Source organism: Streptomyces himalayensis subsp. himalayensis, assembly GCF_013778455.1.
Classification (GTDB): Bacteria; Actinomycetota; Actinomycetes; order Streptomycetales; family Streptomycetaceae; genus Streptomyces; species Streptomyces himalayensis.
Genome location: NZ_JACEHE010000003.1, coordinates 305,066 through 317,533, shown reverse-complemented (window position 1 = coordinate 317,533; position 12,468 = coordinate 305,066). Strand labels below are relative to the sequence as shown.

The following is a 12,468-nucleotide window of genomic DNA, read 5'->3' as shown; positions in this document are numbered from 1 at the left end:
TCATCGGCAAAGGAGCAGGTATGGAGCTGGACTTCGGGCCCGCCGTACGCGACTTCCGCGACGAGCTGCGGGACTGGCTGGCGGACCACCTCGTGGGGGAGTTCGCCGAGCACCGGGGCGTGGGCGGCCCCACCGACGGCGCGGCCTGGGACGTCCGCCTAGCCTGGGACCGCGAACTCTCAGCCGGGAACTGGCTGGGCGTCGGCTGGCCGAAGGAGTACGGCGGACGCGGGCTGGGACTCCTTGAGGAGATCGTCTTCGAGTACGAGTACGCCCGTGCGAACGCTCCCTACCGGGCCACGGTCAACGCCATCGACCTGCTAGGACCGATGCTCCTCAAGATGGGCAGCGAGACACAGAAGAAGCGCTTCCTGCCCCCGATCCTCGCCGTCGAGGAACTGTGGGGCCAGGGCTTCAGCGAACCCGGCGCCGGGTCCGATCTGGCCTCCGTGCGAACCCGGGCCGAGCGTGATGGCGACGACTGGGTGATCAACGGGCAGAAGGTGTGGACCTCCTTCGGCATGCACGCCGACTGGCTCTACGTCCTCACCCGTACCGACCCGGACTCCCAGCGGCACAAGGGCCTGACCATGCTGCTCGTCCCGACCGACCAGCCGGGCGTGGACATCCGGCCCATCCGCAACCTCGCCGGCCAGGACGAGTTCGCCGAGGTCTTCCTCTCCGACGCACGCACCGGCGCGGACATGGTCGTGGGCGAGGCCGGCCAGGGCTGGCGCACGGCGATGGGCACGCTCGGCATCGAGCGCGGCACCACGCTGCTGCCCCAGCAGCTCACGTTCGAGAGGGAAGCCGAAGCGCTGATCGACCTGGCCCGTGAACGTGGCGCGCTCGACGACCCCATGCTGCGCCGCCGGATCGTCGACGCCTGGATCTCCGTACGCATCATGCGCACCACCAACATGCGGACCATCGCCGAACTGACCGCCGGTCGGGCGCCGGGAGCGCAGGCCACCACGGCGAAGCTCTACGCCTCGACCCGGCACCAGCAGCTCGGGCACCTCGCCATGGAGCTGGCCGGACCCGCCGGGCAGATCGTCGGCGAGGACTACGGCCTGGACACCCGGCAGCGCTCCTTCCTGCTCTCCCTCGCGGAGACGATCTACGGCGGGTCGAGCGAGATCCAGCGCAACATCATCGGGGAGCAGGTCCTCGGTCTGCCCAAGGAACCCCGGCCGTGAGCGCCGCCGAAGGCGGGTCGCTGGAGCACCGCATCGACCGCATCGAGTCGCACCTGGCCATCCAGCAGCTGCCGGTCCGCTACGCGCTGGCCGTGGACGCGCGCGACCTCGACGCCTGGGTCGGCTGCTTCCGGCCCGACGTGGACATGGGGCGCCACGGCTGGGGACGGCAGGTCCTGCGGAAGCACATCGAGCCCCTCGTCCGCGGTTTCCACCGGTCGGTCCACCAGATCTGCGGCCACCGGATCGAGTTCACCGGCCGCGACACCGCGACCGGCTCCGTGTACTGCCGGGCCGAACACGAGGTGGGCGACCGGTGGATCGTCATGGCCATCCGCTACCTCGACGACTACGCGCGCGTGGACGGCGAGTGGTACTTCTCCCGGCGCCGTGAGCAGCACTGGTACGCGGCCGATGTGACCGAGCGCCCCCAGGCCGTGGGATTCAACGGCTGGGAGGGATCCGGCGAACCGGCGCTGCCCGACGCCTTTCCCTCCTGGGCACACTTCTGGAAGGAGACGTGATGACACGGTTGTCTGGGAAGACAGCACTGGTCACCGGCGGAGGGCAAGGCGTGGGCCGCGGCATCGCGCTCGCGCTGGCCGCCGAGGGGGCGGCCGTGGTGATCACCGGCCGTACCGAGAGCAAGCTGAAGGACACCGCCGGGGAGATCGCCGAGCGCGGTGGGAGGGCGCACACGGTGGTCGGGGACGTGGGTGAGCGGGACGACGTCGACCGTATGGTTGCCGAGACGGTACGGGAGTTCGGCGGGCTGGACGTGCTCGTCAACAACGCGCAGACCTCGGTCCAGCGCCGGCTGGAGGAGACGTCGTACGACGATGTCGAACTCACGTACCGCAGTGGCCCGTTGGCGGTGTTCCATGCGATGCGGGCCGCCCTGCCCCATCTCAAGGCGAGCCGTGGCAGCGTCGTGAACCTCGGCTCCTCGGCGGCGGTGCAGGGCGAGGCGACGTTCGCGGCGTACGCGATGGCCAAGGAGGCCATCCGGGGGCTGACGCGGGTCGCCGCGCGGGAGTGGGGTGCGTACGGGATCCGCGTGAACGTCGTCTGCCCGGCCGCGCTGAGCCCGGCGGCGGAGGCGTACTTCGCCGCGCATCCGGAGAACGCCGAGCGCGTGCTTGCGGGCATTCCGCTGGGGCGGATGGGGGACCCGGAGGGCGACATCGGCCGGGCGGTGGCCGCGCTCGTCAGCGACGACATGGCGTATCTGACCGGGGCGACGCTGATGCTGGAGGGTGGGCGGACGCTGATCGGGTGAGGCAGGGGGATATTTCAGCCCGTCCGGCGTTTGAGGAGCGGGGGTCCGGGGGCCGGCCCCCGAAACGGGGTCCGGGGCGGAGCCCCGGGGATGGGACGGGTAGGGGCGGCGGGGCGAACAACCTGCCATGCGCCCCCCAACCCACCTCACACAACCCCCCACGCCCGTAGCTCCGCGAGCTGATGTTCCGTCACCCCGGCCAGTCGGCCGAGGACGTCCGCCGTGTGCTCGCCCAGCGCAGGCGGCGCGGCGTACCCCTCGACCGGAGTCGCCGTGAACCGGATCGGATTGGCGAGCAGCGGCAGCCGCCCCGACACCGGGTCCTCGACCTCCACCAGCATCCCCCGGTGCTGGATCTGGGGGTCGGCGAAGACCTCGGGCATCTCGTTGAACGGGCCGGCCGGAACGTCGTGTTCGTCCAGTACGGCCAGCCATTCGTCCCGGGTCCGCGTCCGCATGATGTCCTCCAGCACCGGCAGGATCTCCTCGCGGTGGGTGATCCGGGCGGAGGTCGTGGCGAACCGCGGGTCCTGGAGCAGGTCGGTGCGGTCGGCCGCCGCGCAGAACGCGGCGAACTGCTTGTCGTTGCCCGCGACGAGGAAGAGCGGCCTGTCCTTGCACATGAAGGCCTGCGACGGGATGCCGCCGTAACCGCCGTTGCCGCGCCGTCGGGGAACCTCGCCGGAGACCAGGTAGTTCATCGCGAAGTGCGACAGCGAGGCCAGCCCGCAGTCCAGCAGGGACAGATCGATGAACTGGCCCTGCCCGGTGGCGTCCCGGTGCCGCAGCGCCGCCAGTACCGCGGTGGCGGCGTAGAGCCCGGTGAGGATGTCGACCATGCTGACGCCGACCTTCATCGGCTCGTCGGGGTGTCCGGAGACGCTCATCATCCCGGACATGGCCTGGAAGATGCCGTCGTATCCGGGGCGCTGGGCATAGGGCCCGGACTGGCCGAAGCCGGTCACGGAGAGATAGACCAGCCGCGGGTTCACCTCCCGCAGGCTCTCGTGGTCGAGTCCGTATTTCGCCAGCGTCCCGGCACGGAAGTTCTCGACCAGGACGTCCGACCGGGCGGCGAGGGCACGGATCAGGGCCTGCCCCTCGGCGGTGGCGTGGTTGACGGTGACCGACTGCTTGTTGCGGTTGCACGAGAGGTAGAACGCGGCGGTGTCCGTCCGCTCGCCCTCGGGGCCGTCGGCGAAGGGCGGGCCGTACGCGCGTGAGTCGTCGCCCGTTCCCGGCCGCTCGATCTTGATCACCTCTGCGCCCAGGTCGGCCAGCATCTGGGTGGCCAGGGGTGCAGCGAGGATGCGGGACAGGTCGAGGACGCGTATCCCCGCCAGGGCGGTCGACGGCATCGAGGGCCTCCTTCTGCAACACGCAAGAATGAGTTATATAAATAATACATCTGCGGCTTGGCTGTGCCCCCGTATGATTGCCTGAACTATCCAAATCATGTAACTATATCGAGCGGCTGGCGGCAGCCGAGACCGGAGGGCGTGCGGATGACCGTCGCGGCGAGGACCCTCACCGACCAGGAACAGCGCGAACGCCGTGAGTGGTTCCGGGCCCGCTGGGAGCGCGGGGTCAAGTTCAACCGCGGTTGCGGTATGCGCGTGCTTCGCTGGGACCCGGACGGCGTCGAAGTGGCGCTTCCCTACGCCGAGGCACTCTCCGCCCACGAAGGCGTCTTCCACGGCGGAGTGATCTCGGCGCTCATCGACACCGCGGGCGCGGGAGCCGTGATCGCCGGGCACGACTTCGAGAAGGGGAGTCTGCTCAGCACCGTGTCGATGTCGGTGCAGTACCTCGCGCCCGCCCGGGGCCGGGAGGCGGTCGCGTACGCGCGGTGCGTCAGGCGTGGCCGCAGGCTGCACTTCGCCGATGTCGACGTGACCGCCGACGGACGCATCTGTGCCCGGGGGCAGGTGGTGGTGACCATCTCCGGGGAGCGGCCGGGCGTCGGCGACCCCATCGAACCGTTGACGGAGGAGTGACGTGATGTCCGAGGAGTCCGCCCAGGACCTGGTGTTGTACGAGGTCGACAAGGACGGCGTCGCCACCGTCACCCTCAACCGCCCCGAACGCAAGAACGCATGGAGCATCCCCATGGAGCGCCGCTTCTTCGCGCTCCTGGACGAGGCCGCGAACGACCCCGCCGTCCGTGTCGTGGTCATCACCGGGGCGGGCAGGGCGTTCTGCCCGGGAATGGACGTCCAGCGACTGGAGCAGAACTCGCAGCCGGGCCAGTCCCTGAACCTCCAGGCCCGCGTCCCCATGTACAGCAGGCGGAACATGCCGAAGCCGATGATCGCCGCCATCAACGGCGCCTGCGCGGGCATCGGCCTGGTCCAGGCGCTGATCTGCGACGTCCGCTTCGCCGCCCGCGGGGCGCGCTTCACCACGGCCTTCACCCGCCGTGGCCTGGCCGGCGAGTACAACATGCCGTACGTGCTGCCGCGCGTCATCGGCCTGGAGAACGCGCTCGACCTGCTGCTGTCCGGCCGGGTCTTCGACGCCGACGAGGCGAAGGAACTCGGCCTTGTGAGCCGTGTCGTGGAACCGGAACACCTGCTCGACGCCGCACGCGCCTACGCCCGGGACATCGCCCGCAACTGCTCCCCGCGCGCCATGGCTGTCGTACGCCACCAGGTGTACGGCGACCTCGACCGGAACTTCACCGACGCCCTCGCCCGCTCCTACTCCGCCATGGAGTTCTTCGCGGGCTCGCCTGACTTCCGCGAAGGCGTGGCCAGCTTCATGGAGAAGCGCGAGCCGAAGTTCGAGGGGCTGCCCCCGGACTTCGACCCCGACGAGGCGACCCGCGACGCGTTCCTGCCGTACTGACCCGGCTGACCCGACTGACCTGCCGTACCGACTGCCATACCGACCTGCCGTATCGACCTGCCGTACCGATCGAGGAGACTGGACGATGACAGGGCAGCCGTTCCCCGTCGAGGCCGGGCACATCATGATTTTCGCCCGTGCCATCGGCGACGAGAACCCGGCCTACCAGGGCGAGGCCGCGCTCGCCCCGCCCACCTTCACCATGGCGAGCGCCCACTATGACCCCGACTACCACCTGCGGCCCAAGCCGGGCGAGGAGTGGTTCGGGTCCGGCCGAGGCCCCGGGGTGATGGCCGAGGGTGGTGGAGGGCTGCACGCCGAGCAGCACTTCGAGTACCACCGCCCGGTGGGCGCCGGCGAGACGCTCTACGCGCACACCGTCCCCGGACGCAGCTGGGAGAAGCAGGGCCGCACCGGCCGCCTGCTGTTCAGCGAGCGCATCACCGAGTACCGGGACGCCGACGGCGAGCCGGTCGTCAGCGCCGTCACCGTGGCCGTCGTGCCCGAGGGCCCCGCAACCCGTAAGGACACCCGATGAGTCTGAGCGTCGATGAGATCAAGGTCGGCGAGACCCGCGAGGGCGTGCTGGTCGAGGACCTGAAGCGCACCCGGATCGTGCAGTACGCCGGCGCGTCCGGCGACTTCAATCCGCTGCACACCGACGAGAAGTTCGCCGTCGAGGCCGCCGGATATCCCGGCGTCTTCGCCCACGGGATGCTGACGATGGGCATGACCGGGCGTGTCCTCACCGACTGGGTGGGCATCGAGTCGCTGCTGCGCTTCGGGGTGCGCTTCAAGGCCCAGGTCTGGCCCGGCGACACCCTGACCGCCACGGCGACCGTCGAATCCATCGAGGACACGCCGACCGGACCGGTCGCCCACTTCTCCCTGCGTACCGTCAACCAGGACGGCGCCGAGGTGGTCACCGGCACCGCGACGGTCCGCTTGGAGCCCTGAGCCGGATGGCCGGCGCGCAGGAGGCAGTGACGGCAGCAGCCACCTGGACCGCCATGGTGAGTCGTGCCTACGACCATGCCCGTCCCGCCGTCCGGTTCGGTGACCTGACCTGGACCGGACGCGAGCTCCTCGACCGGGCGGGCGGCGCGGCGGACTGGCTGGACACGCTCGGCCTCGACCTCGACCTCGAACCCGGCGAACCGGTGCCCGCGCTGGTCGCCACCTCCGCCGACGCCCTCGCGCTGGTCATCGGCGGCGCAGGCTCCGGCCATCCGCTCGCCCCACTCGGCGTCCGCATGACCCCGTACGAGATCGCCACGGTGGTCAAGGCGACGCGGGCCGAAGTCCTCTTGGCCCAGCCGGAGTTCGCCGAGCTCGGCAGGCAAGTCGCCGAGCTGTCGGGTCGGCGGCTCGCCGTCGTCCCCGAACTGCACGCGAGCGGTCGGGCGCTGACCGCAGAACCCGACGCGCTCGCCGCCGTCCTGCACACTTCCGGGACGACGGGCATCCCCAAACCCGTCCCCATGACCCAGCGACGGCTGGCCGCCCGCGCCCGCGTCAACGGACTGCTGTGCGCGCTCGACCCCGACAGCTTCTACGGAGGCAGCGCGCCCTTCCACCACATCGCGGGCCTCGGCAACATCGCCGTCGCCCTCGCCGCCGGCGCGGTGGTCACCGGACTGCCCCGCTTCACCGTCGAGGGCTGGGCTCTGCTGCGGGAGCTCGGGACCACGCACACGAGCATGGTCCCGGCGATGCTGGAGACGCTGCTGGCGGCCGGTCAGGCACCCCACGAAGCGCTACGAGTCCTCCAGTACGGCGGCGCGCCCATCCGCCCGGAAACACTGCGGCGGACGTACGACGCGATGCCCGGCGTCCGCATGCTCAACATGTTCGGACAGACCGAGGGCTCGCCCATCAGCGTGCTCACCCCCGAGGACCACCGCGAGGCGGTCGCCGGACGCACCGAGCTCCTGCGCTCCGTCGGACGGGCCGCCCCCGGCGTGGAGGTGCGGGTACGGGATGCCAGTCCGGACGGCGTCGGCGAGATCCTCGCCCGCGCCGACCATCTCTTCCGGGTGGACGCGGGCGGCTGGCTGCACAGCGGCGACCTGGGCCGGGTGTCGCCGGACGGCTACCTCTACCTGTCGGGCCGGCGGAGCGACATGATCATCCGCGGCGGCGAGAACGTCCACCCCCTGGAGGTCGAGACGGTCCTGGCCGCGCATCCCGGCGTCGCGGACGTGGCGATCACGGGCGCTCCGGACGAGCGGCTCGGCCAGACCGTCGTCGCCTTCGTCGTGCCGGCCGACCCCGACGCCCCACCGGAACCGGCGGCGCTCAGGACGTACGCCCGCGCCCGGCTGTCCGGGTTCAAGGTCCCCGTCCGCTGGTGGTTCGTGGACGACCTGCCGCGCAACGCCAACGGCAAGGTCGTACGGCGGGGCCTGCGGGAGCCGTACCAAGGAGGAATCCATGATTGACCACTCGGTTGTCAGCCCGGTCACCGTGGGCGTCGACCCGCACCGGTTGGACGTGCTCCTGCGCCGGATCCGCCTGGAAGTCGACCACGGGCCGCTGCCGTCCGCCCAGGTCGCCGTCGCCCGGGGCGGCCGGCTGGTGGCCTTCGAGACGTGGGGCGACGCCGACCCGGACACGCGGTACATCCTGCAGTCCGTCGGACGGTCGATCGTCGCGGGCGTCGTGTGGAAGCTGATCGGTGAGGGACTCTTGGATGTGAGCGAGCAAGTCGCCGCGATCATCACTGAGTTCGCACCGAACGGGAAGGAGACGGTGACGGTCGAGCAGGTGCTCACGCACACCGCCGGATTCCCCTTCGCGCCGCTCGGCCATCCGAAGATGCTGGACCGGGAGCAGCGGCTCGCCGCCTTCGGCCGCTGGCGGCTCGACTACCCGCCGGGCAGCCGCTTTCAGTTCCATCTCACCTCGGCTGCCTGGCTGATCGCCGAGATCGTCGAGCGGCGTACGGGCCTGCCCTTCGCCGAGTATCTGCAGGAGCGGATAGCGCGGCCGCTCGGCCTGTCGTCGATCGAGCTCGGCGTCCCGGTGGACCGGCAGCCGGGCACCGTCGCCCCGATGATCGCCACCGACCGCACCAGCGACGACGAGGAGGCCGACCCCTGGGGACCCTGGTATCTGTCCGATCCGCGCGTCCTGGCGGCGGGAGAACCCAGCCACGCGCTGGTCGCCACCGCCGCCGATGTCGCGCTGTACTTCCAGGCGCTGGAGCACTCGGGCCTGTGGAAGCCGGAGGCGGTGGCGGAGGGCTCCCGGATCCGGCTGACGGACCACCCGTACGGTGAGCAGATCTATGGAGGCGGCAGCGGCAGACGTACCAGCATGGGGCTGTTCGTTACCGTGGCCGGGCCTGACGCCGGCAGCCAGTTGCCGTCCACCGGCTCGCCGTCGCTCTTCGGCAGCGCAGGAGCCGCGTACCAACTGGGCTTCATGGACCCCGAGACCGGCCTGTCCTTCGCCTGCCTCAGCAACGGCTACCCGCTCGCGGGCTACGACCACTCGCGGCGCGGCACGGCACTGCTGATGAACCTGGCGAACCTCGCGGCCGACCTCGTCGACTGAGTTTCCCCGGCGGACATGGAGCGGGCCCGGTACCGATTTCGGTACCGGGCCCCGCTCTACTGGATCGTGACGCTCAACGGCTGATCAGCTGCTGAGCGTTGTTGTACATGATGTCGTCCTGGACCGACTCGTCGAGCCCCGAGAGGAGCTTGCGGTAGTCGGCCGGGTTGGCGATGCCCTCCGCGTGGGGGAAGTCCGAGCCCATCACGATGGACTCGTGGTACCCGAGGCGCTTCACCAGGCCCGGGATGTCGTCCTCCGGGTAGGGCACCACGCGGACGTGCTTGCGGAAGATCTGGCTGGGGCGCTCGTCCAGCTGACCGCCGATCCACGGTCCGTTGCGGCCCATGCCGCGGCTCTTGTCCATGTGGCGGACGAAGTGCGGCACCCACTCGGCGCCGAACTCGGACACCAGGACGTTGATGTCGGGGAAGCGCCCGAAGAGGTTGTCGAAGATCAGCGCGGACAGCGTCTCCTCGATGGGGCGCTGGCCGTAGGTGTTCATCCACTGCCACGCGGACATCCGGAAGTGGATCGGGCTCGGGTCGTGGCCCCAGGCCGGGGCGACGTGCGAGTTGTAGTAGAACTCGCTGATGTGGTAACAGACGCTTGCCTTGGCCTCGTTGACCAGCTTCCAGAACGGGTCGAAGTACGGGTCGCCCGGCGAGCGGCCGTACTGCGGCCCGGTCGGCAGCATGATGAACCGGGCGCCCTGCTCGAGGACGTACTCCAGTTCCTTCACCGCGTGGTCCAGATCGCGCAGGGACAGCAGGGCGGGGGAGTAGATGCGGTCCTGGTGGTTGAAGCCCCACACCTCGTTCATATAGCGGTTGAACGAGTGGTAGTTGGCGTAGAGCGGCTCGACGCCCTGCACATACTCCTCGGCGACCAGCGCCCAGCCGCCCGGGTACATGATCGTCTGGTCCAGGCCCTGCTCGTCCATGACCCGCAGCCGGGCGTCGCGGTTCTGGTACGCCTCGTGCATCGGCTCGAACTGGTACGTCTCGTCGGGGTTGCCCGACGCCATCGCCTTGAGCATCTCCTTGAGCGAACCGGGCCGGTAGACCTGCCCGAACTCCGGCTCGAGGCAGACGACGATCCGGTCCCCGGCGAGGATGACCTCGCGGCCGTCCGGCAGCGTCACCGGGGCCACTGCCTGCCCGAGGAACTCCTTCGGGAGATAGCGGGTGAACGAGTCCCGTTCCTCGTACATGTGCTGGTCGCAGTCGAAGATGCGCTTGCGCTGTTCGGCCATGGCCGTCGCCTCCGGACCCCAGAGCTATCTATTCAGTACGCCTCCTATAATTATCTAACTGTTTCCAGGCTGCAAGGGGTGATGACGATATGGCTCGGAGGTGTTCGGTCTGGCGGTCAGTCGATGAGTTCGAGCACCGTCTTGGGCCCTGCCGCGTTCACGACGTCGTCGGCGCCCGAGATGTGGCGCTGCCACAGCTTCTCGGCCTCGTCCGCCTTTCCGGCCTCGATCATGCCGACCAGCCGGACATGGGCCCGGTGTCCCTTGAGGGCCTGGGCCTTCTGGGTCTCGGCGTCGGCGGCGGCCGCGGTGTACGAGGCGTTGGCCCGGTCGATGATGGTGCGCAGCATGCCGCAGAGGAGGATCAGTGTCTGGTTGCCGGTGAGTTCGACCAGCAGGGCGTGGAAGGCGTCCTGCGCGTCCACCAGGGCGAGAGGGTCGTCCAGGACGGCCTTCTCGGCGGCGACCGCGTCGCGCAGCCGCTTGATGTCGGCTGCCGTGTGCTTGGTGGCGAGCTGGCGCGCGCAGGGCGGCTCGATGAGGGCCGCGGCGCGGTAGACGTCGCCCAGGGTGGCGCCGCGGTACTCGAGAATCAGGCCGGCGAAGCGGGCGGCGACATCGGCGTCGGGGGCGCTCACCCGGGCGCCGCCGTGAGCCCCGCGGCGTACCGTGATCAGGGACTCCGACTCCAGGACGCGGAACGCCTCGCGCAGGGTCGGCCGGGAGATGCCGAACTGCTCCATCAGCCCGGACTCCGGCGGCAGTGCGTCGCCTGGCTTCAGCTCGCCCCGCACGATCTGGCGGCGCAGGTGGCCTGCGACCAGTTCGGCGGTCTTCGGTACGCGCACCTGGCGTCCGACGCGGCCGCGGGCGGGGGTGGGCACGGTCGGCGTCTCTGCTGCGCGGGCGGCCTCGGCCACGGTGGAGTCTCCTCGTATATAGCAAAATGAATCTGCTTAGTGCATCGAGGGTACCAGGGTCAAGGCTGAGTGATCGGTCTCCTGGATGCGATACCACTGGTCTCGAGGTGGCCCTTGGAGTGGCCCTTGGGGTGGGCCTTGGGGTGGCCCTTGGTATATAGATGATTCATCTAGCTATAATCCGAACGGCCTCGTGGGAGTGACCTCGATGACCGAGAACCCGACCCCGGTGATCCTCACCGACCTCACCGACGACGGGGTCATGCTGCTCACCCTGAACCGGCCCGAGCGGCACAACGCCTGGACCCTGGAGATGGAGCTGCTCTACAACGAGCTGTTCGACCTCGCCGAGGCGGATCCCCGCGTGCGGGCCGTGGTCCTCACCGGGGCCGGGCGCAGCTTCTGCCCGGGGATGGACATGAGCGTGCTGGACGGAGCATCGTCCGGCGCCAGGCCGTGGCCGACCGACGAGCTGCCGCCGCGCACCCGGCCCATGTCCTTCCCGAAGCCCGTCGTGGCTGCCGTGAACGGCGCCTGCGCGGGCATCGGATTCAACCAGGCGCTGATGTGCGACGTGCGGTTCGCCGTGCGCCACGCCAAGTTCGCCGCCGCCTTCAGCGCACGCGGCCTGGTGGCCGAGGACGGTGTGTCGTGGATCCTGCCCCGGCTCGTGGGATACGGGAACGCCAGCGATCTGCTGCTGTCCTCGCGCCGGATCACCGGGACGGAGGCTCTGGCGATGGGCCTGGTCAACCGCCTGGCCGAGCCTGAGGAGCTGCTGCCGACGGCGATCGCGTACGCGACGGAACTGGCCCGCTCGGCCAGCCCGTACGCGATGTCCCTCATCAAGCGGCAGCTCGCCGACGACCAGTCGAAGACCTTCACCGAGAGCCGCGACAGCGCCGCCGCGCTGCTGGCCACGGCGAAGCGCGCCCCGGACTACCGTGAGGGAGTACGGAGCTTCATCGAGCGCCGGCAGCCGGAGTTCGCGGCGCTGGGGGAGGTGTCGGCATGACGCGCGCCGAACTCCCGCTGCACCGCCGTTCGATCACCGTCACCGCCCATGAGGAGGATGACGACGAGATCTCGGTCGAGGCGGAACTGCGCGACGAGCGCCCTTGGGAGGAGCCGCCGGGCGGCGTCGTCCACCGGATGGTGCTCGCGGTACGGATTCGCCTCGCGGACATGGTGATCGTGGCCGCCGATGCGGACATGCGGACCTTCCCGCACGCCGAGTGCCCGCGGATCACCCCGGCCTTCGACAGCCTGGTCGGGCTCAGCGTCGCCGCCGGATACAACCGGGCAATCCAGGAGCGGTTCCGCGGGGTGTCCGGCTGCTCGCACCTGTACGAGCTGGCCCGCGTGCTCGGTCCCGCCGTCGTACAGGCGGCCATCTAGGCGCGCGCACGT

The 12,468-nt window shown here is 70.1% G+C and carries 14 protein-coding genes; 11 read left to right on the top strand and 3 right to left on the bottom strand.

Features of this window, described 5'->3' with window-relative positions:
- The first annotated feature begins 20 nt into the window (after positions 1 to 20).
- From H1D24_RS07845 to H1D24_RS07835, 3 genes are read left to right on the top strand one after another with little or no spacing between them, the layout of a single operon-like run.
- Positions 21 to 1,199, top strand: coding sequence for an acyl-CoA dehydrogenase family protein (locus H1D24_RS07845; protein WP_181656647.1), 1,179 nt, complete (start codon positions 21 to 23; stop codon positions 1,197 to 1,199).
- Positions 1,196 to 1,723, top strand: a complete 528-nt coding sequence (locus H1D24_RS07840) for a nuclear transport factor 2 family protein (RefSeq protein ID WP_309484242.1) — start codon at positions 1,196 to 1,198, stop codon at positions 1,721 to 1,723. Before H1D24_RS07845 ends, H1D24_RS07840 begins: the two co-directional genes overlap by 4 nt.
- Positions 1,723 to 2,478, top strand: a complete 756-nt coding sequence (locus H1D24_RS07835; protein ID WP_181656646.1) for an SDR family NAD(P)-dependent oxidoreductase — start codon at positions 1,723 to 1,725, stop codon at positions 2,476 to 2,478. Before H1D24_RS07840 ends, H1D24_RS07835 begins: the two co-directional genes overlap by 1 nt.
- A gap of 146 nt (positions 2,479 to 2,624) precedes the next feature.
- On the opposite strand, the gene H1D24_RS07830 is transcribed toward H1D24_RS07835, so the two are convergent.
- Entirely contained in the window at positions 2,625 to 3,836 is a 1,212-nt protein-coding gene (locus tag H1D24_RS07830) for a CaiB/BaiF CoA transferase family protein (protein ID WP_181656645.1), read from the bottom strand.
- Between the two features lie 147 nt (positions 3,837 to 3,983).
- Here H1D24_RS07830 and H1D24_RS07825 point away from each other — a divergent pair, with 147 nt between their 5' ends.
- From H1D24_RS07825 to H1D24_RS07800, 6 genes are all read left to right on the top strand, one after another.
- A complete protein-coding gene (locus tag H1D24_RS07825) occupies positions 3,984 to 4,475 on the top strand; it encodes a PaaI family thioesterase (protein ID WP_181656644.1) in 492 nt (163 codons plus the stop codon).
- 4 nt (positions 4,476 to 4,479) lie between these two features.
- The gene (locus tag H1D24_RS07820) at positions 4,480 to 5,325 is read left to right on the top strand and encodes an enoyl-CoA hydratase-related protein (protein ID WP_181656643.1); all 846 of its coding nucleotides are present in this window, start codon (positions 4,480 to 4,482) and stop codon (positions 5,323 to 5,325) included.
- Between the two features lie 85 nt (positions 5,326 to 5,410).
- The gene (locus H1D24_RS07815) at positions 5,411 to 5,863 is read left to right on the top strand and encodes an FAS1-like dehydratase domain-containing protein (RefSeq protein WP_181656642.1); all 453 of its coding nucleotides are present in this window, start codon (positions 5,411 to 5,413) and stop codon (positions 5,861 to 5,863) included.
- Positions 5,860 to 6,282 carry a MaoC family dehydratase gene (locus H1D24_RS07810; protein ID WP_181656641.1) on the top strand — a complete coding sequence of 141 codons (423 nt, stop codon included), beginning with the start codon at positions 5,860 to 5,862 and terminating at the stop codon, positions 6,280 to 6,282. Before H1D24_RS07815 ends, H1D24_RS07810 begins: the two co-directional genes overlap by 4 nt.
- 26 nt (positions 6,283 to 6,308) lie before the next feature.
- A complete protein-coding gene (locus H1D24_RS07805; RefSeq protein ID WP_309484241.1) occupies positions 6,309 to 7,766 on the top strand; it encodes a class I adenylate-forming enzyme family protein in 1,458 nt (485 codons plus the stop codon).
- Positions 7,759 to 8,883: a serine hydrolase domain-containing protein gene (locus tag H1D24_RS07800; protein WP_181656639.1), complete on the top strand. Its 1,125-nt coding sequence runs from the start codon at positions 7,759 to 7,761 to the stop codon at positions 8,881 to 8,883. Before H1D24_RS07805 ends, H1D24_RS07800 begins: the two co-directional genes overlap by 8 nt.
- 73 nt (positions 8,884 to 8,956) lie before the next feature.
- Here H1D24_RS07800 and H1D24_RS07795 read toward each other — a convergent pair whose 3' ends face one another.
- Together H1D24_RS07795 and H1D24_RS07790 are read right to left on the bottom strand one after the other, a co-directional pair.
- Entirely contained in the window at positions 8,957 to 10,138 is a 1,182-nt protein-coding gene (locus H1D24_RS07795) for an amidohydrolase family protein (protein ID WP_181656638.1), read from the bottom strand.
- A gap of 116 nt (positions 10,139 to 10,254) precedes the next feature.
- Positions 10,255 to 11,058 (bottom strand): FadR/GntR family transcriptional regulator, encoded by an 804-nt coding sequence (locus H1D24_RS07790; protein WP_181656637.1) that lies wholly within the window; start codon positions 11,056 to 11,058, stop codon positions 10,255 to 10,257.
- 208 nt (positions 11,059 to 11,266) lie between these two features.
- On the opposite strand from H1D24_RS07790, the gene H1D24_RS07785 reads away from it, so the two are divergent.
- Together H1D24_RS07785 and H1D24_RS07780 are read left to right on the top strand one after the other, a co-directional pair.
- Positions 11,267 to 12,073, top strand: coding sequence for an enoyl-CoA hydratase-related protein (locus tag H1D24_RS07785; protein WP_181656636.1), 807 nt, complete (start codon positions 11,267 to 11,269; stop codon positions 12,071 to 12,073).
- Positions 12,070 to 12,456, top strand: a complete 387-nt coding sequence (locus H1D24_RS07780; protein ID WP_258563908.1) for a DUF2889 domain-containing protein — start codon at positions 12,070 to 12,072, stop codon at positions 12,454 to 12,456. Before H1D24_RS07785 ends, H1D24_RS07780 begins: the two co-directional genes overlap by 4 nt.
- Positions 12,457 to 12,468: the final 12 nt, after the last annotated feature.

Coding starts and splice junctions, on each gene's coding strand:
- H1D24_RS07795 (WP_181656638.1), bottom strand. CDS start 10,138: ATGGCCGAACAGCGCAAGCGCATCTTCGACTGCGACCAGCACATGTAC.
- H1D24_RS07815 (WP_181656642.1), top strand. CDS start 5,411: ATGACAGGGCAGCCGTTCCCCGTCGAGGCCGGGCACATCATGATTTTC.
- H1D24_RS07785 (WP_181656636.1), top strand. CDS start 11,267: ATGACCGAGAACCCGACCCCGGTGATCCTCACCGACCTCACCGACGAC.
- H1D24_RS07835 (WP_181656646.1), top strand. CDS start 1,723: ATGACACGGTTGTCTGGGAAGACAGCACTGGTCACCGGCGGAGGGCAA.
- H1D24_RS07780 (WP_258563908.1), top strand. CDS start 12,070: ATGACGCGCGCCGAACTCCCGCTGCACCGCCGTTCGATCACCGTCACC.
- H1D24_RS07825 (WP_181656644.1), top strand. CDS start 3,984: ATGACCGTCGCGGCGAGGACCCTCACCGACCAGGAACAGCGCGAACGC.
- H1D24_RS07810 (WP_181656641.1), top strand. CDS start 5,860: ATGAGTCTGAGCGTCGATGAGATCAAGGTCGGCGAGACCCGCGAGGGC.
- H1D24_RS07820 (WP_181656643.1), top strand. CDS start 4,480: ATGTCCGAGGAGTCCGCCCAGGACCTGGTGTTGTACGAGGTCGACAAG.
- H1D24_RS07845 (WP_181656647.1), top strand. CDS start 21: ATGGAGCTGGACTTCGGGCCCGCCGTACGCGACTTCCGCGACGAGCTG.
- H1D24_RS07800 (WP_181656639.1), top strand. CDS start 7,759: ATGATTGACCACTCGGTTGTCAGCCCGGTCACCGTGGGCGTCGACCCG.
- H1D24_RS07830 (WP_181656645.1), bottom strand. CDS start 3,836: ATGCCGTCGACCGCCCTGGCGGGGATACGCGTCCTCGACCTGTCCCGC.